General features: G+C 52.9%; 19 protein-coding genes. 8 read left to right on the top strand and 11 right to left on the bottom strand.

The annotated features are described in order from the left end of the window. Positions 1 to 133: 133 nt before the first annotated feature. From CRO05_RS14490 to CRO05_RS14515, 5 genes are all read right to left on the bottom strand, one after another. Complete coding sequence (locus CRO05_RS14490; RefSeq protein WP_097067804.1) at positions 134 to 2,536, bottom strand: sucrose synthase; 2,403 nt, start codon at positions 2,534 to 2,536, stop codon at positions 134 to 136. Beyond that, positions 2,520 to 4,688, bottom strand: a complete 2,169-nt coding sequence (locus CRO05_RS14495) for an HAD-IIB family hydrolase (protein WP_097067805.1) — start codon at positions 4,686 to 4,688, stop codon at positions 2,520 to 2,522. The genes CRO05_RS14490 and CRO05_RS14495 overlap by 17 nt, the downstream gene beginning before the upstream one ends. After that, positions 4,685 to 5,596, bottom strand: coding sequence for a carbohydrate kinase (locus CRO05_RS14500; protein WP_097067806.1), 912 nt, complete (start codon positions 5,594 to 5,596; stop codon positions 4,685 to 4,687). Before CRO05_RS14500 ends, CRO05_RS14495 begins: the two co-directional genes overlap by 4 nt. Before the next feature lie 392 nt (positions 5,597 to 5,988). Then, positions 5,989 to 6,723, bottom strand: a complete 735-nt coding sequence (gene ubiE, locus CRO05_RS14510) for a bifunctional demethylmenaquinone methyltransferase/2-methoxy-6-polyprenyl-1,4-benzoquinol methylase UbiE (protein WP_097067808.1) — start codon at positions 6,721 to 6,723, stop codon at positions 5,989 to 5,991. Positions 6,724 to 6,946: 223 nt separating this feature from the next. Continuing rightward, on the bottom strand, positions 6,947 to 7,339 hold the full coding sequence (locus CRO05_RS14515) for a gamma-butyrobetaine hydroxylase-like domain-containing protein (RefSeq protein WP_097067809.1): 393 nt from the start codon (positions 7,337 to 7,339) through the stop codon (positions 6,947 to 6,949). 51 nt (positions 7,340 to 7,390) lie between these two features. On the opposite strand from CRO05_RS14515, the gene CRO05_RS15645 reads away from it, so the two are divergent. Then, positions 7,391 to 7,810, top strand: a complete 420-nt coding sequence (locus CRO05_RS15645) for a hypothetical protein (RefSeq protein WP_146166046.1) — start codon at positions 7,391 to 7,393, stop codon at positions 7,808 to 7,810. A 280-nt stretch (positions 7,811 to 8,090) separates the two neighbouring features. On the opposite strand, the gene CRO05_RS14520 is transcribed toward CRO05_RS15645, so the two are convergent. Next, positions 8,091 to 8,600 carry a DUF1269 domain-containing protein gene (locus CRO05_RS14520; protein WP_090879426.1) on the bottom strand — a complete coding sequence of 170 codons (510 nt, stop codon included), beginning with the start codon at positions 8,598 to 8,600 and terminating at the stop codon, positions 8,091 to 8,093. A gap of 193 nt (positions 8,601 to 8,793) precedes the next feature. On the opposite strand from CRO05_RS14520, the gene CRO05_RS14525 reads away from it, so the two are divergent. The 5 genes from CRO05_RS14525 to CRO05_RS14545 all read left to right on the top strand — a co-directional run bounded on the left by CRO05_RS14525 (position 8,794) and on the right by CRO05_RS14545 (position 14,077). Continuing rightward, entirely contained in the window at positions 8,794 to 9,912 is a 1,119-nt protein-coding gene (locus tag CRO05_RS14525; RefSeq protein WP_369831635.1) for an S-(hydroxymethyl)glutathione dehydrogenase/class III alcohol dehydrogenase, read from the top strand. 52 nt (positions 9,913 to 9,964) lie between these two features. After that, positions 9,965 to 10,852: an S-formylglutathione hydrolase gene (fghA, locus tag CRO05_RS14530; protein ID WP_181319845.1), complete on the top strand. Its 888-nt coding sequence runs from the start codon at positions 9,965 to 9,967 to the stop codon at positions 10,850 to 10,852. 216 nt (positions 10,853 to 11,068) lie between these two features. Continuing rightward, positions 11,069 to 12,173 (top strand): peptide chain release factor 2 gene (gene prfB / locus CRO05_RS14535; protein ID WP_143860943.1). Its coding sequence is split into 2 segments (ribosomal slippage): positions 11,069 to 11,149 and positions 11,151 to 12,173, totalling 1,104 coding nucleotides; the frame shifts between segments, so codons are not numbered across the junction. A 12-nt stretch (positions 12,174 to 12,185) separates the two neighbouring features. Then, positions 12,186 to 13,715: a lysine--tRNA ligase gene (gene lysS / locus CRO05_RS14540; protein ID WP_097067813.1), complete on the top strand. Its 1,530-nt coding sequence runs from the start codon at positions 12,186 to 12,188 to the stop codon at positions 13,713 to 13,715. Positions 13,716 to 13,867: 152 nt separating this feature from the next. Then, on the top strand, positions 13,868 to 14,077 hold the full coding sequence (locus CRO05_RS14545) for a heavy-metal-associated domain-containing protein (RefSeq protein ID WP_097067814.1): 210 nt from the start codon (positions 13,868 to 13,870) through the stop codon (positions 14,075 to 14,077). A 32-nt stretch (positions 14,078 to 14,109) separates the two neighbouring features. Here CRO05_RS14545 and hpnA read toward each other — a convergent pair whose 3' ends face one another. The 4 genes from hpnA to CRO05_RS14565 form a co-directional block, all read right to left on the bottom strand. After that, positions 14,110 to 15,117, bottom strand: coding sequence for a hopanoid-associated sugar epimerase (hpnA, locus tag CRO05_RS14550; RefSeq protein WP_235001459.1), 1,008 nt, complete (start codon positions 15,115 to 15,117; stop codon positions 14,110 to 14,112). A 393-nt stretch (positions 15,118 to 15,510) separates the two neighbouring features. Further along, complete coding sequence (locus tag CRO05_RS14555; protein WP_097067815.1) at positions 15,511 to 17,157, bottom strand: DNA mismatch repair protein MutS; 1,647 nt, start codon at positions 17,155 to 17,157, stop codon at positions 15,511 to 15,513. A gap of 518 nt (positions 17,158 to 17,675) precedes the next feature. Next, the gene (locus CRO05_RS14560; protein WP_181319840.1) at positions 17,676 to 19,031 is read right to left on the bottom strand and encodes a TolC family outer membrane protein; all 1,356 of its coding nucleotides are present in this window, start codon (positions 19,029 to 19,031) and stop codon (positions 17,676 to 17,678) included. Positions 19,032 to 19,152: 121 nt separating this feature from the next. Further along, positions 19,153 to 19,824, bottom strand: a complete 672-nt coding sequence (locus tag CRO05_RS14565) for a protein-L-isoaspartate O-methyltransferase (RefSeq protein ID WP_097068014.1) — start codon at positions 19,822 to 19,824, stop codon at positions 19,153 to 19,155. Between the two features lie 484 nt (positions 19,825 to 20,308). Here CRO05_RS14565 and thiC point away from each other — a divergent pair, with 484 nt between their 5' ends. Continuing rightward, a complete protein-coding gene (gene thiC, locus CRO05_RS14570; protein ID WP_097068015.1) occupies positions 20,309 to 22,216 on the top strand; it encodes a phosphomethylpyrimidine synthase ThiC in 1,908 nt (635 codons plus the stop codon). Positions 22,217 to 22,498: 282 nt separating this feature from the next. Beyond that, positions 22,499 to 23,326, top strand: a complete 828-nt coding sequence (locus CRO05_RS14575) for an undecaprenyl-diphosphate phosphatase (RefSeq protein ID WP_090879443.1) — start codon at positions 22,499 to 22,501, stop codon at positions 23,324 to 23,326. Positions 23,327 to 23,364: 38 nt separating this feature from the next. Here the strand turns inward: CRO05_RS14575 and CRO05_RS14580 are convergent, their stop codons facing one another. Next, entirely contained in the window at positions 23,365 to 23,817 is a 453-nt protein-coding gene (locus CRO05_RS14580) for a rhodanese-like domain-containing protein (protein ID WP_097068016.1), read from the bottom strand. Positions 23,818 to 23,902 lie beyond the last annotated feature (85 nt).

The raw sequence follows: 23,902 nt of genomic DNA on the forward strand, positions 1-23,902 counted from the left end.
CAGCCGACACCGTGCAACCTGATTACTGCCTGGGAAAGCCGCTCTCCCTGAGCCGTTTAAGGTAAAAATTTGCCCGCACCTTCTTCAGAGAATATGGCGAAATCAGGAATGAACCTGAATATATTGAAGATCATTACTGATGGGGCAGCGCCTGTGCCATCGGACGGAATTGCAAATGGTAAAACATGTCGAGATAACGGGCGGTCTCTTCATGTTCCAGGTTACTGACAAATTTCCAGAAACCGTAAATACGCGACAGGGTCATCATTCGTTCCGCATAAAGACGCCATGTATAACGTGTTTCGACCCGTTTAAGAGCCATTTCCGAAATCTTGTCCCAGAAATCGGGATTATCGGCTGCGTGATCAAAAAAATCAGCCATGGCACTGGCGGCCGTCGCACCGTCGTTAGGGTCAAAATGATAACCTGATATCCCATGCTGAATGATCTCCCGAGGGCCGCCGTAGCATGTGGCGAATACCGGCAGACCGGAGGACATAGCTTCAATAATGGTGAGTCCGAATGCCTCAAATCGGGCTGGCTGTACGAAGATACCCCGCTTATCGGCCACGTGCCGGTATAGCTCACCAGCAAGATTTTTTTCCAGGCGGGTGCCGAGCCAGCGCATGCGTCCTTCCAGCTTGTATTCATTCATGATCGCATGCATATGCTCGATTTCAGCGCGTTCCTCGCCATCCGTCGACGTAGCGGGATCAACATGTCCGCCGATCACCAGTAGATTGGCAGCTTCCCATAGACGCGGGCATTGCGCGAACCATGCCGCGAGTGCAGTCAGGTTCTTGACCAGATCGAGACGCGCCATGGTAAAGATCAGCGGCTTGGCAGGATCATCGAAATGGCCACGCCATGGCACCCCGGGATCATTCTCATACAGAAGACGTTCAATGTCGGGTATCAGAGAGTGCAGTCTGCGCTCGCGGTCGAGATAGGGAAAGTACACGTCGGCGTCGGCCCCCGGCGAGACTATATTGAATTTTGGGTCGAAAAGATCTATGCCGTTCACTACCCGATATAAACCGGGCATCGTATAGTTCTGATAGATTTCGTATTGGCCCACGGTATGGGCGGTACCGGCAATTTCCTGATAGGTGCTGGTTATAATGAAATCAGCGCTGTTCATCGCGATGAGATCAGCCGTGTACTGACAATTGAAATGGTACTGGCTTTCGCTCTCCCGCCAGTGCAAGGCGGAATGCAGATATTTGCTCTGCTCCAGTGCATGCGCGATGTTGCATTGCGTCACGCCAGTTCGTTTGGCAATCAATGAGGCAACCAGATTTCCATCCGAATAATTGCCGATTATCAAATCGGGGCGTCCGCTCAATTGCGCCAGCGCTTCGCGCTCCATGTCGTGCGCGAAGTTCTCCAGATACGGCCAGATCTCGAAACGAGAGACCCAGGAACGGACGATTTCGCCATTTTCTTTACGAAATGGCACGCGTACGATCCATGAATTCTGGGTTCCATGAATCTTTTCCAGTGGCTGATTACACAATGTATCCCCAGCCTCAGGGATCAGGCGCGTGCCGATCAGGATTTTTGGTTGCGCCGTTATCCCCTGCAGGACCAAGCGTTCGCTCATTTCCCGCTCCAACGCCCGCACCTGATCGAGAATATATACCACCTGACCGCCGGTGTCCGGCAGCCCCAATACATTATCCTGCCCGAAATATCCGTGAGGCGAGAGGATCAGCAACTTCGAGATCATCGGTATTCGCGCCAGAAAGTTCTCGAGAATTTGCGGTGAAGGCGCTTCTAGAAGATCCACCAGCAGACTCATGGTGTCGCTTACACGCGTAACGCAATCACCCCAGCCCGGCGCAAAACCCAATCCGCTCAGCGGTTCTGCAATTACGCTCCATGGTGTATCTCCGGGATATTTATCGAGCAGCCCAAGCGCACGGCGCAAGCCGGTACGCAATGCGGCAGCGTCGGCAAAATTGCCGCTGAGCATCAAGTGGTTGCCGTCCATGGAATGCATGGTCAAGAAATGCAACAGCTTGGCTGTCCCCAGGCCAAGCTGGGTAAACAGTCCGCTCGAAAGCTGCTTGTTAAGAAAAATAACGCCTTGCCCGATCGATCGGATTTCCTTGAGTTTGGGAAAACCGCGGTTAAAAGGAGCAAAATCCAGTTCCAATGCAGGTTCATTCACCCCATCCGGGTTTACCAGAAGTTCTTTGAAAACAAGATAATCCGATACGCTCACCGGCTCTGGTACAAGCCGTTGCTGATGAATGGACATAAAATGCCAACTCCCGGCGCCTTCACGTACCGCCATATAGATCAGGGGGGGACGGCACACCGCTTCCTGCAGCATATCAATAATTTCATTCAGCGGGGTTCCAATAAGGGAGCCGGGGTGCTCGGCAGTCAGCTGTTCCGCATTCAGCGCATGAAATGCTGCCCGTAAATCAGACCGCAGCAAAAGTGGACGTTCAAGTTCGAACCATCTGCGTATCATCGCGTACAAATCGCTGCGATGGTTCGCAGCCCAGGCGTCAAATTGGTGAATCATTCACGTTCTCCATTATGGAAGTGCCGAATTCGTAATGAGCCATGCCTTCAGCGATGCCATCCGCGTAGCTGGCACGAGCAAAGTATATCTGTTCATTTCCTCGCAGCATGGCCAGTTCGGGGCTATGATTGGCAACGATCACGCCAAGCGTGTCGCCGATCAGCATCTCCTGATCGTTGCCGGAATCACCTGCGACCAGAAAAGCACGCAACGGCAATCCCCACTTGTAGGCGAGATAACGTATTGCTCGTCCCTTCGAGGCGCGCAGGGGCAAAATGTCGAGATATGACTGGCGCGAATAGATCAAATGCGCAGACAGTTTTTTTTCGCGCAACAAAGCGCGTATTCTTGAGATCACGGGCAGTTTTTCCGGATCCACGTTATAGCTGAGCTTGAATTCGCGCTGGTTTTCCTCCGCCTGCAAAGTGAGGCCGGGCACGTCGCGCAGCGCGTCTTGGATCGCATCGCGGCGCCAAAGATATTTGATAAAATTTTGCCACCCGATATCCGGACGAAGTTCACGGCCATAATTGATCTCGCTGCCCACCGAGGTAATAAGCACGTCAGGTAAGGGCACGCTCCATTCCTTCAGTATTTTCAATGCGCTTTCCAGCGTCCGGCCGGTAGCGACACCAAAGCCCAGGTTTGGCGGCGTTGCCCGCAAGATAGCAAGGAAACGGCGCAATGCGGCACGATCACCCAGCAGGGTATTGTCTATATCGGTGATAAGCATATGAGATATCAAGGGCAGCGGATGGCGTTGCGGCCTTTGATATATGGCCATGGTCCGGCGAATCTGTTTGCGCTCGTGATGCAGCAAACGGAGCAAAACGTGCAGATACTTCTTGACGTGGGCATCCCAGGTATAGTGATTTTTAACTCCCGCAATTCCATTGCGCGCCCATTGCCGCCAACGCGCCGGATCAGCTAACGCGTATTCAATCGCTCCGGCAATGGCGTGTGCATCCAGGGGATCCACCAGCACCCCGTTTTTGCAGTTGGCGACAATATCGCGGGGCCCTCCATCCTCAGTAGCAACGACAGGAAGCCCGCTCGCAGCGGCCTCGATCAAGGTAAGGCCAAACGGCTCGGTAAGCGCCGGATTGACAAAAATTCCTCGACGCTGAGCCGCAAGCCGATAGAACCCGGCAATATTGGCCGGCTTATGGTGCTTGGGCAGCGCCACTTTGCCCCATAGATCGTAACAGTCGATATCGAGCAATAAATTGGTCATCACTTCCGTCTGGGCGGCTTCCAGCTTGCGGATGTCCTCGCGGTTGCCGGCTATGATGGCCAGGTTGGCTTTCTCATGCAACGCAGGTGAACTGCCGAATGCGGCAACCAGAGCGCTGAGATTCTTCCGCATTTCCGGACGGCAAATTGCAAGCACCAGCGGCTTGCGCGGATGTACCAGAAAGCGATCGATAAGGCTTGCGGCCTCCGGATCCGGGGGCATCTGCCGACTTGGGGGAGCAAAGCGCGATATATCGGTTCCGGGCGGGATTACGACGGCGCGCTCTGGCTGATAGCTGGTATATAAACCATACTGCTCAGCACTTTCCTGAGGTGTGCTGGTTATGATTAGACTGGCATGCTGCAGTATGGCTTCCTCGGTAGCTATTCGCCGGTAGAAACTGAATTGGCGCTCCAATGCCTGCGGTTTGCGGCCTTGTGCCAGCAGCCGTTGCTGCTTGCTGCGTCCAAGCGAGTGACCGGTGTGGATCTGCGGAATACCCAGAAGTTGGGAAAGCTGCATTCCTACATACCCTGCATCCGCGTAATGGCTATGAATGACATCAGGTAAACGCTTCTGCTCGCGTAGAAAAAGTAGCGCACGATCCACCAATTGATCGAGATAGGGCCAGAGGCTTTCTTTACGGAGATAACGACGAGGCCCGCAATGCAGGCGAATAATCCGCGCATTGTCGCCGAGCGCCTCTTCAGGACGGGCATAGTCCGGCGATACGGTGGAATCTTCGATGCGGCGAGTCAGCAGATCCACCTTGCCGACCTGCCGTTGACGAGCCAGGGCCCGTGTCAGTTCCACCACATATAACACCTGGCCGCCGGTATCCGCATCGCATCCCAGTTCCAGGTCGTTTCCCCGGATCAGCCCATGCAGGCTTAGCATCAGAACATACAATTCCTTCATCTTAATACATGCCATTCGTCAATGAACGGCCTGTAGAAGTCGTTGTGTTCCGGAATGGCGCCCTGTATCCGGCAGATCGCTCCGGCAAAACGATGTGCCCTCTGCAAGGTGAGCGGTATGGCCCAGCCGTTTAGCAGACCAAGCATGAAAACGGCACAGAATGCGTCCCCGGCGCCAACCGTATCGCGGATATCCGGGACAGGATCGGATGCCATCGCCGTCTGTTGCGCAGCATCGTCCAGCCACCACGCCCCTGAGGCACCGCAAGTTACCAGTATGCCACGTAGTTGATATCGCTGGATTAACGCCTCCGCCTGAGCCTCGGGAGATGTTTCCTCCAGATCAAGTAGTTGAGTTATCCGGTCAAGCTCGATGTCATTGGTTTTAACGATATCCGCATGCTGCAGCGACCAGTGCAGACGCTCGGCATATACCCATGGATCGCGCAAATTGACATCGAAGAAACGCAGACCGGCAGCAGCACGCAGCATATGACGCAGAGCCCGATGTGAGCCGGCACGCTGCGCCAGTGTTCCGAAGTAGACCAATTCCGGAGTCGTAGCAAGTGCTGTCATTCGAGATAACCGCGGATGGATATGATCATAGGCTTGGTCGGGAACAATGTCGAATCGGTGACCTTCCAAGGTGAAGCTGACCTCTACTACCCCGGTAGGATAAATGGAATCGAGCTGCACACCGTGCGTGCTCAGCCCCGAGCTTTCCAGGGTCTGCAGCAGGCGCGCGCCTGCTGCATCCTGTCCTATTCGGGAAACCAGGACAGGTGCGCAACCGAAGGCCCCCAGGTGCCGGGCGACATTGAATGGCGCACCCCCCAGCACCTCCCTGTCGGGAAACCGATCTATCAGAATTTCGCCAAATATGAGTACCACGTGGCGAATATCAGCCATTGTTTGATCCTTGGTTCGGATTGGAACCTGATTCAATCCGATTTCGACTTGACTTCGGTAACGAACGACACTGATAAGCCTTTCTTTTGCAGGCGGCTTCTCAAATTCCAGAGTTCACGGCCGCTGCTCATCTTCGGCTGGTCAAAACTTTTTCCTGATGCAGCCGTATCCGGATCTGCTTATGGTTGAGCCTTTACGCTACCTGATACGATGTCATAAGGACAGTCTCATGACAAATTGAATAGGCTCTCCAGTTTTCCACTTCCTGTTTTGGAGAAACGCCTCTTTCCGCCGCGATTCGAGAACTAGGGGACGGGAACCCATAAATCTTAACAACTACCAGGCATCTTTCTGTACGCTAACAGACATACAGAGCCGGAAAACCAGATGCCCTAGAATTTGTAACCTCGGTGCAGTGCAACCACGTTGGCCGCCAGGTTGAAGTACTCTACCCGCTCGAATCCGGCTTTCTGCATCAATTGCTTCAATTCTTCCTGGGATGGATGCACACGAATGGATTCGGCCAGATAGCGATAGCTATCCCGATCCTTGGCGATGATTCCCCCCATGGCCGGGAGAATCTTGAACGAGTAGAAATCGTAGAAGCGCCGCAGCGGTTTCCATACCTTGGAGAACTCGAGCACGACAACACATCCACCCGGACGCAGCACACGCAGCATCTCCTTCAGCGCCATGTCCTTGCGGGTCATGTTTCTGAGACCAAAAGCAACACTCACACAATCGAAATAATCGTCTGGAAACGGAAGTTTTTCTGCATCGCACTGTGCCACCGACACAGCCGCCCCTTCATCCAGCAGGCGGTCGCGACCTATTGTGAGCATGGAGCTGTTAATGTCGGTGAGCCAGACCTCGCCGTTGCTACCTACGTGCTCAAGGAACAATGAGCTCAGGTCCGCAGTACCGCCGGCAATATCAAGTACCCGGCTGCCCTTCCTGGCTCCGCTTGTTTCCACTGCAAACCGCTTCCACAATCGATGCATGCCTGCCGACATAAGGTCATTCATCAGGTTGTAGCGTTCCGCAACCGAATCGAACACGCCCGCCACCTTGCGAGCTTTCTCTGTTTCAGCGACCGTATTAAAGCCGAAATCCGTAGTTTTCGTCATGAATGTTCAGTTTCTTATATAAAAAGGTTATGTATATTATAGGAAGACCAAAGCGTTTGCGGAACCGCCGAAAAAGTCATCGACAGAGGGGCCAGTTGTAAAACCGAGATGATCACCAGTACGGTCGAAGGCCATATCTTTAGCTATCATTGCCGGAGAAGTGCACATAGCGAGCAGCAAGGTTATGCGGTTTACCCGGAGGTTTCCTTTCCCGAATTTCGATTCACGGCTGGCGAACGTCAATCGGTTCCCGTCTCGCTCCCGCCTCTTTCATTCGGTGCAGATATCTTTCCCACATCTCATCCTGATGCAAGCCATAGTCGTACAGCAAGTCCCACGAGTAAAGCCCGGTATTGTGGCCATCCGAGAAATTCAGCTGAATTGCATAATTACCCACGGGTTCGATATGGTTGATCTTCACCTCTTTTTTGCCGGTTTGCAGCACTTCCTGTCCCGGGCTATGGCCGCGCACTTCCGCTGAAGGCGAAAAGACACGTAAAAATTCGCAGGAGAACTGAAACGTTTTACCGTCGGCAAAGGAAACCTCCAGCCATCCGGACTTGCGATGCAGTTTTATTTCAGTGGGAATGGGAGTACCTTTACTTAATCCTGCCATTGTGTCGTTTCCTCGGCTCCCTCGGTTTAGGACCGTGCATGATAAACCAGCATGAGCAAAACTAAAACCTTGATACCGAAATCCAGGCTTTCCATCTACATTACGAACTCATCGATCATCGCTACGAACTCATCGATCGCTCCGCCTCTTCGTGAGCTGATACTTATCGGTGGGGAACATACGACACAGTGTCCCCAACTAGGGGATAGGGGCTCACGATTATTCATAGCGAGTCCCCGCCCGTTGCCCGGATACAAACTGAAGCCCGGGCCGATGGAGGTCCCGCATGATAGCGTCCGCCTTGACGATAGGCAGTGCGTGGCGGCGAGCCTCTGGTCACGCAGCCTCACCCGCTGGCGTGGCTTGCCGAGAGCGGCTTCAACACTACGCACTACGCCTGAAGGCTTCGTTAGAGTCAAATCCGCTCTGCAGGCAATAAATTATCCGTGGATTTTGGGGCGGGAGATGTAGCGGCTATTGAAGGTCAAAAGCTGTCCAAGTCCAGTGTGTTTGCGGCACACATGGCAAAACCACCTGGAGAGAAACCTGCGCGTATATCTATCGAGCCGCCTGCTCAAGGATTATAACCGTAGCCTCAGCCTCATCAGCAACTGCAGATAGATGTGCCATTGCTTAATACCGCTGCCTGGCAGGACGTTGGGCGCTTTACTGATACTGGAAAAGCTACATCAACTGTCGCTTCATGCGGCAGTTCCAATGCCTGTCTACGCCATTTCCTTCATGGCGATGATTACGGAAATGCGGGTATGATCGGTTCAGTTCCTTCAATCTCCACCGTAGGCAAGTGTTCTTTTATTCGTGCCTCAATCTCATCAACCCGGCCTTTTGGCACATCGGCCAGAACCAGAAGTTGACCAGCTTCAATTGCTTCTTCAAATTTCTTGATCCTTGAATTGGCCGTGCTCACGCCTATCAGGCTGCCGGCCCATGCTCCTACTCCCGCCCCCGCGAGAGTGCTTCCCAGAAGAATACCGCCCGCAATCACCGTTGAGGCAGGGGGAAGCGCAATGGCGACCAGTCCCGCAAGTGCCCCGGCCGTTCCACCCAGTGCAAGTCCACGTTCCACTGCAGGAATAAAGTCACTCTTCTGAAGCAGATTTGCTTCCGGCAAATCCTCAAGCTCGGTGCCGCGCTTTGCGATCACGTGAATATGCCGTTCCACGATTCGCGCAAGAAGCAGTTCGTCGACGATACGTTTAGTAGTGGCAATATCGGGAACTAAAAAGTAAATTCGTCGCATCATGATCTCCTAAAAGTTATTAGTGACGGCAGAGATTCAAACCGGCCTGATTTCATAATAGGACGCCCTAACTGAAAAAGCAAACCGTTGCTGTATATGGTTCAACGGCTGATCGGATTTGTAAATTGTCGGATTCCTGCGCATACTACGGATACTGATAAAAGAAAAAAGAAGGAGTGCGAATCCTATGGAAATGATCAAAACACGTGCCGCTGTCGCCTGGAGTTCCGGCCAGCCGTTAAGTATTGAAGAAGTTGATTTGCTGCCTCCACGGAAAGGCGAAGTGCTGGTGCGCATGGTGGCCACCGGCGTATGTCATACAGATGCATTCACACTGTCGGGAAAAGATCCCGAGGGTAAATTCCCTGCCATTCTTGGCCATGAGGGGGGAGGCGTGGTCGAGGCGCTAGGCGAAGGGGTCACCAGTGTCGAGGTGGGCGATCACGTGATTCCGCTTTATACCCCCGAGTGCGGCGAGTGCAGGTTCTGCAAATCCGGCAAAACCAATTTGTGCCAGGCCATTCGCGCCACACAGGGACAGGGGCTGATGCCTGACGGCACCACGCGTTTTTTCAAGGACGGAAAACCCATTTATCATTACATGGGCACCTCGACCTTTTCCGAATATACCGTGATACCTGAAATTTCGCTGGCCAGAATCAGTAAGGAAGCGCCGCTGGAAAAGGTCTGCCTGCTCGGTTGCGGCGTGACGACAGGCCTGGGGGCCGTTGCCAACACGGCGAAAGTGAAAGCAGGCGATACGGTGGCGGTCTTTGGCCTGGGCGGCATTGGGCTGGCGGTGATTATTGGCGCGGCGATGGCCGAGGCCGGCCGCATTATTGCAATCGACGTCAATCCCGAAAAATTTGGAATCGCGCAGCAACTGGGCGCCACCGATGTTGTGAATCCCAAGGATTATGACAAACCGATTCAGGACGTGATTATTGAACTGACGGGCGGAGGTGTCGATTTTTCTTTCGAGTGCATCGGCAATGTCAAAGTCATGCGCTCTGCCCTGGAATGCTGCCACAAGGGTTGGGGCGAGTCCGTGATAATCGGTGTAGCGGGCGCAGGCGAAGAAATATGCACCCGCCCCTTCCAGTTGGTGACAGGACGCGTCTGGCGTGGTTCGGCATTTGGTGGCGTAAAGGGCCGTACTGAACTGCCCGGCTATGTTCAGCGCTACCTCGACGGAGAATTCGAACTCGACACTTTCATCACTCACACCATGGGGCTGGAGGATATCAATGAAGCATTCGATCTGATGCATGAGGGTAAATCCATACGCACTGTTATTCATTTCAATAAATGAATTTCCAGACATAGCAAAGGTTTAAAAATTGAGAACTCTGGACATGCCCGAATTGCAGCTTCTCTCCTCCCATCGATCATTCGATGGGTCACAAAAGCGTTACAGGCACAGTTCTACGTCGCTGAACTGCGAAATGAACTTTTCCATTTTCCTGCCGCCCGACGCGCAGCAAGCGTCCCAGATGCGCCAGGCAGCGCCGCCCCAGGCGGGCAATAGCGGAAAGGTGCCGGTTGTTTACTGGCTGTCGGGATTAACCTGCACCGACGAGAACTTCAGCGTCAAAGCCGGCGCTCAGCGATTTGCCGCCGCGCTCGGCGTTGCGCTTGTCATACCGGATACCAGTCCGCGCGGAGAAGGCGTTGCCAGAGCACCCGACGCCGCATATGACTTGGGGTTGGGCGCCGGTTTTTACGTGAACGCTACCCAGGAACCCTGGAGCCGGCATTACCGTATGTACGACTATGTTGTTGATGAACTACCCACCCTGATCGAGCAACATTTTCCAGTTAACGATCGAAGGTCGATCTGCGGACATTCCATGGGCGGCCACGGCGCGTTGATGATCGCATTGCGCAACCCGGCGCGCTATCGGTCAGTATCCGCCTTTGCACCGATCGTTAACCCGATAACCAGTCCATGGGGAAAAAAAGCGCTCAGTCACTACCTTGGCAATGACGTAAAGAGCTGGTGGGGCTATGACACAACATTGCTCCTTGAGGCCGCGCGCGCATCGGATCATCTGCCCATGTTGATAGACCAGGGTGACGCGGATGAATTCCTGGCTGAGCAACTCAAAATCGAACGCTTTATCGCCGCCTGTAAGGCAGCTAACTACCCCGCACAGATCAATATTCGTGAAGGTTATGACCATAGCTATTTTTTTATCAGTACATTTATCGAAAACCATTTGCGTTTTCACGCTAAAGCATTGATTGATTGATGAGCTATTAATGGATAACTGATGGTTTAGCGATAATTCGTACCGGGAACGTGCAGGACCCTATCCCGATTCCGGCAACTCCTCCAACAATCGCTCCCATTCTCCATTTTTTGTTTCCTGATCATGCCATTGGCTTCTCTCGTCCCTCAAGCGGTGCGGTAAATACGCATCCCGCTTCCTGTATAATTCTTTTTTTTGTCATCCTGAAAGGCTTCTATGGAATCGGAACAGCTTAACGCCATCCTCTATCAACTGGATGACCTCGATAGCCGGGCAGCAGCGTTGCGGAGGTATCTTTGACTTCGATAACAAGCAGACACGGCTGAACGAACTCAACCGGATGACGGAGGATCCAGCCATCTGGGACGACAACAAACGTGCGCAGGAATTGGGTCGTGAAAAAAAAATGCTGGAAAGCGTCGTCCTGAACCTTCAAACAGTAGGGCGGCAGCTGCATGATGCCCGGGATCTGTTCCAGATGGCTAAAGAAGAGGATGACGATGCTACCCTGCAGAGCATTGAGCGGGACATCGCTCAGCTGGAAAAAATAGTGGGGGACATGGAGTTCCGCCGCATGTTTTCCAATCCCATGGACGCCAATAATTGCTTCGTGGACATTCAGGCGGGCTCCGGCGGCACGGAAGCACAGGACTGGGCGGCGATGCTCGAACGCATGTATCTGCGCTATTGCGAGCGCCGCGACTACAACGTGGAGGTGATGGAAGAGTCGCCCGGCGAGGTCGCGGGCATCAAGAGCGCAAGTCTCAAAATTTCAGGCGAGTACGCCTATGGCTATCTCCGCACCGAGACTGGCGTACACCGGCTGGTGCGAAAATCGCCATTCGACTCCGGCAATCGCCGCCATACCTCCTTTGCCAGCGTGTTTGTTTATCCGGAAGTGGATGAAACCATCGAAATAGAAATCAACCCGGCTGATCTACGAGTCGACACATTCCGCGCATCTGGCGCAGGCGGTCAGCATATCAACAAAACGGACTCGGCCATTCGGATTACGCATAATCCCACGGGTATCGTGGTGCAGTGCCAGAGCGGGCGTTCGCAGCACCGCAATCGCGCGGATGCAATGGCAATGCTGAAATCGCGGTTGTACGAGGCGGAATTGCGCAAGCGCCATGACGAAAAGCAGGCGATAGAAGACAGCAAGACCGATATCGGCTGGGGGCACCAGATCCGGTCCTATGTACTGGATCAGTCGCGCATCAAGGATTTGCGCACCGGTATGGAAAGTGGCAACACACAGGCAATACTGGATGGCGGGCTGGATGATTTCATCGAGGCCAGTTTGAAACAAGGCATATAAGGAGAGTCGGTAGTGACGGAAGATGCTTTAGAGAAAAGCCTGGATGAAACGCTCGATCGGCTTCACGCAGAGATCAAACTCGTCGAAGATCGTCGGGCCAAGCTGGATGTACTGCGTAAAGCGGGGAATGCCTTTCCCAATGACTTTCGCCGGAAAGATTTTTCATCGGATCTTCACCAGCAATATGGGAAGCATTCCAATGAAATGCTGGAAGCAGAACCGAGGGTTGTAAACGTAGCCGGGCGCATGATGCTGAAGCGGGTGATGGGCAAAGCGAGCTTTGCCACCGTTCAGGACATGAGTGGACGCATCCAGCTTTACATCGCCAACGACACGGCCGGTGCGGAGGTTCACGATGCATTCAAGCATTATGATCTGGGGGATATATTGGGTGCCGGGGGCACGCTATTCAGAACCAGGACGGGCGAACTGTCGGTACGCGTCACGAATTTGCGTTTGCTCACAAAATCACTGCGCCCGCTGCCGGAAAAATTTCACGGCCTGACCGATCAGGAGCAGAAATACCGTCAGCGTTATCTGGATCTCATCACTAACGAAAATAGCCGCAAAGTATTTATTACACGATCCAGAATCATCCAGTCCATTCGCGAATTTCTGGTTGCGCGCGACTATCTGGAAGTAGAGACGCCAATGATGCACCCGATTCCCGGCGGCGCCGCGGCCCGGCCTTTCGTCACTCACCACAATGCGCTGGATATGCAATTATATCTGCGCATCGCACCGGAGCTTTACTTGAAGCGCCTGATGATCGGCGGTATGGAAAGAGTGTTCGAAATCAATCGCAGTTTCAGGAATGAAGGAATTTCCACTCGCCACAACCCCGAATTCACCATGCTGGAATTTTACGAAGCCTATCAGGATTACACTTACTTAATGGATCTCACCGAAACCATGCTGCGGGAATTAGCGGCAAAAGTTTTAGGCACGACCAGAATAACGTATCAGGGACGCGAAATCGATCTTGCACCACCGTTTGAGCGGCTCACTATTACTCAAGCGATTCAGAAATTTCACCCGGAATATACCGATGCGCAACTTGGCGATCGATCATTCCTGATCAGCACGCTACACGCGCTTGGAATTGCTTGCAAACCGGAAGATGGAATCGGCGGATTGCAGCTTGCGTTGTTTGATGAAACCACGGAGCACTTGCTATTTGAGCCGGTTTTCATTGTCGATTACCCTGCCGAGGTTTCGCCCCTTGCAAGGCGCAATGACATCAACCCTGCGGTAACCGACCGGTTTGAGCTTTACATTGCCGGACGCGAAATCGCTAACGGGTTTTCTGAATTGAACGACCCGGAGGATCAGGCGGCGCGCTTCCTCGAACAAGCCAATGCCAAGGAAGCAGGAGATGTTGAGGCCATGCACTACGACGCCGACTTTATCCACGCTCTTGAATACGGCCTGCCCCCAGCTGCCGGTGAAGGTATCGGTATAGACCGGCTGGTGATGCTATTTACGGATAGCCCCAGCATTCGTGATGTGATTCTGTTTCCGCAACTTCGGCAGGAAAATTAGGCACTCCGAACCGGTCGCCGCTCCAGTACAGAAAATGCCAATGAGTTCGCTGTTCGGTATGAGGGGCCGCCGATTTGGTATTATTATTGAAGCGCGAGGAGGCGGAGGCGGGTTTAATCAAGCGTTATCGGTACTGAAAGGAGCATAAGCAGGTGCAAACTGAAACCATTACAGTTAAAGGCATGACCTGCATGGGTTGTGTCAACAGTGTAAAAAATGTCCTGGAGAAAATACCGGGCGTAAGCAGTGCGGACGTTTCCCTGGAGCAAGGCCTAGTCACAGTTCAGTATGATGTTGCCATGGCTGGGGTAGCTCAGTTCAAGGAGGCTATCGAGGATGCCGGTTTCGAAGTCGTCAATTAGCAAAAACCCATGACGTTCAAAGATCGGTTTCCTCAGCGTATGGAGTTTTGGCCGCAATAACCGTTAGCCTGAAACCAGATCATCGCATCCTCAAGCGCTTCCGCCGCTGGCCGGTATCGATAACCCAGTTCGCGTACGGCCTTGTCACTGGAGTAGAACATTTTTTTCTTTGCCATGCATACGGTATCCACCGTTGCGCGCGGCTCAACATTCGTCACCATTGCCATTTTTTCCATTATCCAGGCAGCGGGCAATACCAGTTTGACAGGAAGATTAAATCGCTTTGTCCGCTTGCCGCTTATCTCATCGATCATTTGCAGTATTTGTAACAACGTCATGTTTTCGCCACCCAGAATATAACGCTCTCCTGGTTTTCCATGCGCGTAGGCCAGAAGATGTCCATATGCAATGTCATCCGCGTGGGCAATGTTCAGGCCGGTATTCACGTACGCAGGCATTCGGCCGCATAAGGTATCAACTACTATGCGTCCTGTCGGCGTAGGCTTGATATCACGTGGCCCTATCGGTGTAGAAGGGTTCACTATAACCAGAGGCAGCTTATGTTCATCGGTCATCTGCTGAACGACCTGTTCCGCCATGAATTTTGACCGCTTGTAGTGTCCCGTCATGGATAAAAGGCTCGAAGGCGTATTTTCGTTGACGGGGTCGCCGTTCTGGCTCGCTCCCAGCGTTGCCACACTGCTGGTATATACCATCCGTTTCATTCCGGCTTCGGCCGCAGCGAGTATCAGCGCCTGAGTTCCCTTTACGTTGATGTCATACATGGTTTCCGGATTAGGCACCCAGAGACGATAATCCGCGGCAACATGAAACAAACTGTCACAACCGGCCACTGCACGTTTCAAAGATGGTGCGGAACGCAAATCACCCTCTGAAATTTCAACAGGTAGATTGTCAAGATTCCTCCGGTCACTTCCTGGTCTGACCAGGCATCGCACATCGTGACCTGCATTAAGTAAGCAGCGTGCTACCGCCGAGCCGACAAATCCGTTTGCACCCGTAACCAATGATTTCATCATGCCTCCTTATCCAGCTCTCAAATTCTTTTAAGGAATCTGAAGCCGCGATTGAACTCGCATTGTTGTGGTGCCCCACAGCTTTTACATTTATTCGATTTTAGACGTGGCGATTGAGGGGCAATTCAAGCAACAACATCAAGGCAGTATGGAACAAAAACCGAAGGGTATGCTGAGGTTACCCATGTCTATGGCCCTGAACAGCGACCAAATACCATGACCCTTGCTTAGCAGCTGTCGGACTTAAAGGAAATCGGCTGCAAAAGCGTCTGGCTGGTCCATATTTCGCCGCTTTTTCGGCCAATAGAATAACTATTTGCCTTCAAAATCCTCAAAATCTGTCCTCACCCAGTCACTTTTTCGCTTCGATTCTTCAAGTCCGACAGGCTGCTAGCCTCAAGTACGACGTGTGGCAAGATGCTTCTCCACGTCCTCCTTGCTGAACCCCAGGGCGGCGGCTACTCGGTCGGCATGGCTCACCCGCGATACGCCCGGGATCAGACGATAAGTCGGGCCCTGAGGCAGAAACTCGCCCTGCAGGTAACGGCCGATTCCCTTGCTCTGCAGGCGCTCGCATAGCTCGTGGTTGTGGGTAACAAGCAATGTACTTGCTCCAAGTTCGTAAAAACCTGCCAGGACATACTCCGAAAGCTCCATTTTCTCTTCGAATGTCGTTCCTTCCGAGAGCTCGTCCAGCACGACGAGACTCAGGGCAGTGGAGGAAAAAAAAATCGCGCGCGTGCGTTTCAGTTCATGGCCAAAACGTCCTATGCCCTCATCCAGATGTCCAGGGTCCGGTACCTGGTAAAAAATATGCTCCGCCAGCACCAGGCGGGCGTCAGCAGCGGGAATGTAGCAACCGATCTGCCCCAGTAACTGGAGCTGGACCACTGTTTTACAGTACGCGGTCTTGCCGCCGCTATTCGGTCCCGTGATGACCAGCAGCCGCCCGGCGTCGTCGAGTAAAATATCGTTCGGCACGTAGTGGGGATTCGCCCTGCCAAGCAGCGGATTTCTTGCTTCGGTAACAACAAGGGAGTGCCGTTCGCTTTCGAGTATCTCGGGCAACGCCATCTTGCCGCCAAAAACCTGCGAATAGCGATGGAATGACAAAACCTCGTCGATCATGCCAAACGTTTCCAGCAAGCGTGCCAGTTCAGGGCTGTGCTTGAACAGTTTGCGTAATGGATAGATGACGGAATCACGATCGGAGCTGGCAATGGCTATCAGGACGACTGGTAGAATCGGCACCGCCAGCACGAGTATTCCATACCCCAGGTAGCCGATTCCAAAAGCGGCCAGCACATTCTGAAAAAAATAAAGAGCGGCGCATATCGCACCCAAGGCGCCAAACATCGGAAGAGGTTTGACCATTGAGGGCCTGAAGCGCGGGATGGGAAAATAGCGCGGCTTTTCTTCCCGTGTCTTGAACTTTCCTTCCATCGGATAGACCGGCCCGCTTATCAGGGAGTAGATACGAGAGTTCCCGAAGTCACGAATGGCATTGAATAAGTCCTGGAGATACGCGCTCCGGGGCTGTGGCAACGTTTGCATTGCCTCGACCAGATCAGTCACAAATCCGGTGCCATCGATAAATTGGTGATACCCATAACCGCTGAACTCCATTTCATCTTTGCCGCCCCTGGAATTGCCAATGGCTAAACCGCCGGTAAAGGTGCCATAGAGTAACTCATAAAACGATTTCTCCCCCTGCGCCATCTCCTCGATAAAACGTTTCAACGCTTCCCGCAAACCGGAATTCGATTCCAGTTCCCGCAAGGCCTCCTGCTTTTTCCGCGTCACCCTGGCATCCATGCCGGGCCGAGCCAGTGAGCGGTAAAGCACCGATTGTCCGGCATGAGTGACGGCATGATTGATCGAATCGAATAATTGGTCTGTTTCGATTGCATCGAAAGTCTTGACGTCCAATACGCCTTTGTCGGTTTCAGTCGGCCGCGTGTCTCGAACGCCCGCCGGCCTATCGCCACTCGAGAGGATGGGCGGCTGACTCCAGTATGAATCAGATATGGCTGGCTCGCTCATGGTTGGCCTTCATAGCTGCCAAGCTATGTTATTCGATTTGAAAGTAAAATGGCGGCGAGGTGCGAATATTGAAGATTGCGCTTGCGCTCGTTCCCGCATTGTCTTGACGGCAATGCTCCGGTGAAAGCCCGCAGATCGGCAATATATCGTTGCGGAATTTGACTTGAGATTATCAGCATTCTAATACCGGGCTTATCTGACAGACGCGGCATTCCAATTATTCGTAAGCCGGTAAGGCAGCCCGGAATAAGTCAATTCTGGATGCGAAGTCTAATTGTCCATGCAGTCACAACTATCCCTATGCTTGTGATATAACTCAAAATTGCGCCAAGACCGCAACATCCCGGTGGAAAATCTAACACTCAACTGATTGTGCGTCAACGCAGCAGGGAAAGCCGCCGTTTGAAATCTCTTCTGGAAATCGACGTACCGGAGATTGCTCAAGCTGCCAAATACCTATAACCGCACTCCTCGCCGCATCAGTCGATCGCGCAGCAACCGGAATTAATTAGAAGAAGTTATTGCAGCAATACCGCATTTATCTCTCGCAAATCTTCCTCATCCAGTTCTCCTGCCTCCGCCTCCAATCTCAATCTCGACATGAGAAAATTGTAACGCGCCTGGGCAAGGTCCCGTCGCGCGGAATAAAACAAATGCTGGGCATTCAATACATCCACCTCGGTCCTGACACCCACTTCCTGTCCGAGCTTGGTGGAATCCACCTGGCTCTGACTCGATACGAGAGCCTGCTTCAGCGCGTTCACCTGGGCAATGCCGTTGGTGACGTTAAGGTACTGCTGGCTCACCTGCAGCACACTGTTGCGCCGGGTATTGTTCAGGTCCTGGAGTACTTTTTCCTGGGTAGCCAGCGCTTCGCGTACACGCGATTGGACCGCGAAACCCTGGAATAGCGGGAAGCTGAGCTGAACCCCTATTTCCTTTGAGGTCAGGTCGATTGGGCGACCGGTAATCGTACCGCCGACACCTTTCTGATCACTATATATTGCTACCAGGTCGAGGGTTGGATAATGCCCTGCCTTGGCTCGTTCCACGTCTTTTTTTGCGATTTCATATACCGCCTGCTGGACTTTCAACGCAAGGTTGTTTTGTTCGGCTACATTGACCCAATCCTGCATGTTCGTATACTTCAGGGTAAGCAGATCGGATGCAAGTTCATCCGGACGTACAAGATCGTCGGGCATGCGGCCGATAATCTGTTGCAGGGCGCGTTTTCGTATCTCCAGGTCGTTTTTGGCGGCAATTTCCTGCGACGTCGTTAAATCGAAGCGAGCCTGGGCCTCATAAGTATCGACGATAGTCGCTGTACCCACCTGGAAGTTGCGCTTGGCCTGCTCCAATTGCTCTCCAATCGCCTTTTTCTGCGCCTCCGCCACCTCTACATTCACCTCGGCGGCCAATATGTCAAAATATGCCTGCGCCACACGCAGTATCAGATCCTGAGCTGCAATGATGAATTGCGAATCCGCTTGCGCAACCTGAAGTTTGGATTGCTCATAAATAGCGAAATTTTCCTTGCGGTAAATCGGTTGTGTTGCCGTGATAGTCAGGCTCTGGTTATCAATGATCACCTCGGACGGCCTGACCGCGATACCACCGAGGGGAAGTCCTCCAACGCGTTCTATATCTATATATTGTCGCCGGCGCACGCCCGCGAGTGTGACGGTGGGGAGCAGCCCGGCTCGACCCTGCGGCAGTTTTTCCTGGGCTGCCTGGTTCGCGTAGCGCGCGGCGCTATACACTGCGTCCTGTTCCAGCGCTTCGCGATAAATTTCCATCAGGTCAGCCGCATGAAGCGGAGTATGCAAAGCCGCTCCGGCAATCAATATCGCATAAATGTATTGCGGAATTTTCACTTTGATTCCAGATTGCCTTACTCAGTCGGGCGAGAAATTATTGCCGATTTGAACCTGGCCTAAGCAATAGACGCAATAGACCAGCCGGATTTGCTTGTAATTCGTGGGTTGATCCGGAAGACTAAAATGTGAATCTCGCCGGCTGCTTTGCATTTTTGAGCGGCGTTATGCAGGTCTCGAACAAGCCGACGGCATTATATGCCCCTGTTCCGTCTTCATCTTCCGGTTTCACGCAAGTGACGAGCACAGCCTGCATCACGGGCGCGTCGCCGACCACCGCGAACAGGCGCCCCCCCGCCCTGAGTGTATTCTGAAACGCCTCCGGTAAAACCGGAGTGGATCCCGTTAGTACGATTACGTCATAGGGTCCGTGCTGAGGCCAGCCATGGGCGGCATCTCCAGTTTCCAGCGTTACATTGGTGATGTCATGGGCATAAAGATTCTTTTCCGCCATGGCTTTCAGTTCCGGCACTATTTCTACGCTGTAAACATACTCGCCCGTCTTGGCGAGCAATGCAGTCAGATAACCGCTGCCGCTGCCCACCTCCAGAATCCTGTCGGTTTTTTTTACCTGCACTTCCTGCAGAATGCGCGCTTCCAGCTTGGGGGCCAGCATGACTTCACCGTATCCCAGCGGGATTTCCATATCTACAAATGCAAGCGAACGGTAAGCCGCAGGGACAAATTCCTCACGCCGCACCTCGAATAATAATTTGAGAATTTCCTGGTCCAGCACTTCCCATGTACGAATTTGCTGCTCCACCATGTTAAACCGGCTTTGTTCGAGATCCATGTCCAGCCCATGCCCTATATGAAATGTCATAACAAACTTGCAATTATTCCACATTTCCGTTAGCTTCACAGCAGCAGCTAGGGGTCCGTTTCCGGAATCGTCCGGCAACCGGTGAGATAGTCCCTTATGGAACCTCTGAATAAGTCCCACGTGGAGCGCGTTGCGGCAAAATCGGGATGCTCACAAGGCGCACGACGCAGGTCGTAGTTAGCCTACGATGCCAAGGAGTGCAACGCGGTGAGCGCCCGATTTTGCCACAACCCAATGGGACGTCGGCTTTGCGGGCGGTCTGCGTTGTCAGGCTCCTAGCGAAGGGGATCGACCATTCACGTCGTCGCCTTTCGCGCATCCCATCCCGCAAAGCCGGCGTCGCGCCCGCGTGAGACTTATTCAGAGGTTCCTCTACCTGACACGGATAATGCCGCCGTAGGGAAGCTGGGAACTAGCCGTCCCGCTCCTTTTTATGGCACTCAAGGAGCGTATTATGAATGCAACAGTTTCGAACGCGGCGCAATTTCCGTCGCCATTTTCGAGCAAGACCGCCCATGTTGACGAAGGGGCGGTCAAGCCTCTGCCACAATCCCGAAAAGTCTATGTAAACGGCTCCCGCGCGGATATACAGGTGCCAATGCGGGAAATCAGCCAATCCGATACACCGGCCAGCATGGGTACGGAAAAAAATCCGCCGCTTTATGTTTATGACACGTCCGGGCCGTATACCGACCCCGAGACAAAAATAGATATCCGCTCGGGCCTGGCTCCGTTACGCGAAAAATGGATAGACGAACGAGGGGACACAGAAATTCTTTCCGCCCCTGCTTCCGCGTATGGCCGACAACGTCTGGCCGATCCCAGGCTCGCGGAAATGCGCTTCGATCTGAAACGCCAACCCCGTTGTGGTAGAGCAGGGGCAAACGTGACGCAAATGCACTATGCCCGCCGCGGGATTATCACGCCGGAAATGGAATTTGTAGCGATACGCGAAAATCAGCGTTGTGAGCACCTGGGTCATCAGCAGCGGGAATTACTCATGCGTCAGCATCCAGGCCATGATTTCGGGGCATTGCTGCCTCGACATATCACGCCCGAATTTGTACGCGATGAGGTGGCCAGAGGCCGCGCCATCATTCCCGTCAACATCAACCACCCAGAATCCGAACCGATGATCATCGGGCGCAATTTTCTGGTAAAGATCAATGCCAATATCGGTAATTCGGCGCTTGGTTCGAGCATTCAGGAAGAAGTCGAGAAGATGACCTGGGCCATCCGCTGGGGCGGTGATACGGTAATGGATCTTTCGACTGGCAAGAATATTCATGAAACCCGAGAGTGGATTATCCGCAATAGTCCGGTTCCCATTGGAACCGTGCCTATTTATCAGGCGCTGGAGAAAGTCGATGGCAAGGCGGAGGAACTGACCTGGGAAATCTTTCGCGACACCCTCATTGAGCAGGCCGAGCAGGGTGTCGATTACTTCACCATCCATGCAGGTGTGCGCCTCGCCTATGTTCCGATGACGGCAAAACGATTGACCGGCATTGTTTCACGCGGCGGTTCGATCATGGCGAAGTGGTGTCTGGCGCATCACAAGGAAAGTTTTCTGTACACCCGCTTCGAGGAAATCTGCGAAATCATGAAGGCTTACGACGTAAGCTTTTCTCTGGGTGACGGTCTGCGTCCAGGTTCGATACACGACGCCAACGATGAAGCCCAGTTCGCGGAACTGGAAACCCTCGGCGAATTGACGCAGGTCGCATGGAAGCACGACGTGCAAGTGATGATCGAGGGCCCCGGCCATGTTCCCATGCATCTCATCAAGGAAAACATGGATATGCAGTTGAAATACTGCGCCGAAGCCCCCTTTTATACATTGGGCCCGCTCACGACCGACATCGCGCCCGGCTACGATCATATTACATCGGCAATCGGCGCGGCCATGATCGGCTGGTACGGCACAGCGATGCTATGTTACGTTACGCCCAAGGAACACTTGGGCCTGCCGGATAAGGATGATGTAAAAGACGGTATTATTACCTATAAAATTGCCGCCCACGCGGCAGACCTGGCAAAGGGCCATCCAGGCGCACAAATGCGCGACAACGCGCTTTCAAAAGCCCGCTTCGAGTTTCGATGGGATGACCAGTTCAATCTCGGGCTTGATCCCGACAAGGCAAAACAGTTTCACGACGAAACCTTGCCGCAGGAGGGTGCTAAACTCGCGCACTTCTGCTCCATGTGCGGCCCCCATTTCTGCTCGATGAAGATAACCCAGGATGTGCGCGATTTCGCCGCTAGCCAAGGGGTAAGTGAACACGAAGCCTTGAAAAAAGGCATGGAAGAAAAAGCTAACGAATTTGTGGCTAAAGGAGCGGAGATTTATAGCAAGCTGTAATTGCAATCCCCCACAGCCGTCGCGCCAAATCGCGAGAGTCGGTGGGGACAAATCATCGGAAACGATTGCTGTTGCCAGCGAGAAGATCCCTACAATCTGGCGTTTATAAGTATCTTGAGCCTGAAGCGCAGTTCAGTGCGATAATGCCCGAAAAAATAAGCAGCCGGTTAATCGCGGCCTGTGTTTCGCCACTGGAAAAGTCCATTGCCTGGTACTATCTTCACTTCTCCCTGTTCATACATGCTTATCCGCCGCCAAATGCTTTCGGCCGGATAATCGCCTATGGATTGGTTTCTGCTCTTTAAGGCCCTGATCCTCGGCATTGTCGAAGGGCTGACCGAATTTCTCCCGATTTCCTCTACCGGGCATCTGATCCTCGCAAGTGACTTGCTCGACTTCAATGACGAAAAGGGAAAAGTATTCGCAATCGTCATTCAGTTGGGCGCAATTCTGGCCGTATGCTGGGAATATCGCGTCAAGATCGGACATGTAATCGGTGATATCGGTTCGCGGCAGGATGCGAACCGCTTTGTGTTAAACCTATTCATTGCTTTTCTGCCTGCCGCGATTCTGGGTTTATTGTTCATCAAGACCATCAAGCAATATCTGTTTCATCCGGTGCCTGTGGCGATGGCATTTATCATCGGCGGGGTATTGATTCTGTGGGCGGAACGCAGGAATCACGTGGTGGATGTCGAGCGAGTGGAAGATATGGACTGGAGGCATGCACTGAAGGTGGGATTGATGCAGTGCCTGGCGCTGATACCTGGAACCTCACGCTCGGGCGCGACCATTATTGGTGGCCTGTTTTTTGGTTTATCCCGTAAGGCCGCCACCGAGTTTTCTTTTTTTCTGGCCATCCCTATTATGTTCGCAGCGACCTTCTACGATATATACAAAAATCACAACATCCTTCATTTCGATGACATCGGCGTATTCGTTGTCGGCTTTGTCGCCTCGTTCATCAGCGCGCTATTGGCAGTACGCGGATTATTGCGTTTTATCAGTCACCATGATTTCACCGTGTTTGCATGGTATCGCATCGGATTCGGGATTATTGTGCTTATCACAGCCTACTCCGGCGTCGTCAAATGGTCAGCGGCGGTCTAGCAATCTCCGATCCGCGCTTCTCATTCTGCCCTCCCAGATCATCCCTGGACCCACGGCAAGCCTGCCGCCTTCCATCCGCCTTTCGTGCCGCGATGCCCGGTTGCATCTTTCTCGCCTTCAAAACCTTCTAGAATATTAAAGCAATTCGCATAACCCAATTCGGTGGCGGTAGCGGCAGCCTGATGCGAACGGCCGCCACTGCGGCAGATGAACATCACAAGTGATTCCTTGTCCACCTGGCTGGAAAGATAGTTGAGAAAATCCGCGTTGGGCCGCATGCCAGGATAAGACTGCCATTCGATTTCGACCGCGCCCGGTATTCTCCCAACCCAATCCCATTCAGCCCGGGAGCGTACATCCACCAATTTTGCCTCAGGCGCTTCCTGCAGCAGAGTAAGTGCTTCAGTTGGCAGCAGTGCGCCTTCATAGGGTAAATCCATTTCCCGGGCGCGTTGTTGCGCCCTCTCAAGTATTGCAGTAATGGTTTCCATATGGTTTCCCATAATATCGATTAAAAAATACAATGGTAATCCATTTTCCAACTGGCGTTTGCTTAAAACTTTTATCCGCCCTTAT

The organism is Nitrosovibrio sp. Nv4 (assembly GCF_900215485.1).
In the GTDB taxonomy this organism is placed as follows: Bacteria; Pseudomonadota; Gammaproteobacteria; order Burkholderiales; family Nitrosomonadaceae; genus Nitrosospira.

Coding starts and splice junctions, on each gene's coding strand:
- CRO05_RS14490 (WP_097067804.1), bottom strand. CDS start 2,536: ATGATTCACCAATTTGACGCCTGGGCTGCGAACCATCGCAGCGATTTG.
- CRO05_RS14495 (WP_097067805.1), bottom strand. CDS start 4,688: ATGAAGGAATTGTATGTTCTGATGCTAAGCCTGCATGGGCTGATCCGG.
- CRO05_RS14500 (WP_097067806.1), bottom strand. CDS start 5,596: ATGGCTGATATTCGCCACGTGGTACTCATATTTGGCGAAATTCTGATA.
- ubiE (WP_097067808.1), bottom strand. CDS start 6,723: ATGACGAAAACTACGGATTTCGGCTTTAATACGGTCGCTGAAACAGAG.
- CRO05_RS14515 (WP_097067809.1), bottom strand. CDS start 7,339: ATGGCAGGATTAAGTAAAGGTACTCCCATTCCCACTGAAATAAAACTG.
- CRO05_RS15645 (WP_146166046.1), top strand. CDS start 7,391: ATGAGCAAAACTAAAACCTTGATACCGAAATCCAGGCTTTCCATCTAC.
- CRO05_RS14520 (WP_090879426.1), bottom strand. CDS start 8,600: ATGCGACGAATTTACTTTTTAGTTCCCGATATTGCCACTACTAAACGT.
- CRO05_RS14525 (WP_369831635.1), top strand. CDS start 8,794: ATGATCAAAACACGTGCCGCTGTCGCCTGGAGTTCCGGCCAGCCGTTA.
- hpnA (WP_235001459.1), bottom strand. CDS start 15,117: ATGATGAAATCATTGGTTACGGGTGCAAACGGATTTGTCGGCTCGGCG.
- CRO05_RS14555 (WP_097067815.1), bottom strand. CDS start 17,157: ATGAGCGAGCCAGCCATATCTGATTCATACTGGAGTCAGCCGCCCATC.
- CRO05_RS14565 (WP_097068014.1), bottom strand. CDS start 19,824: ATGGATCTCGAACAAAGCCGGTTTAACATGGTGGAGCAGCAAATTCGT.
- thiC (WP_097068015.1), top strand. CDS start 20,309: ATGAATGCAACAGTTTCGAACGCGGCGCAATTTCCGTCGCCATTTTCG.
- CRO05_RS14575 (WP_090879443.1), top strand. CDS start 22,499: ATGGATTGGTTTCTGCTCTTTAAGGCCCTGATCCTCGGCATTGTCGAA.
- CRO05_RS14580 (WP_097068016.1), bottom strand. CDS start 23,817: ATGGAAACCATTACTGCAATACTTGAGAGGGCGCAACAACGCGCCCGG.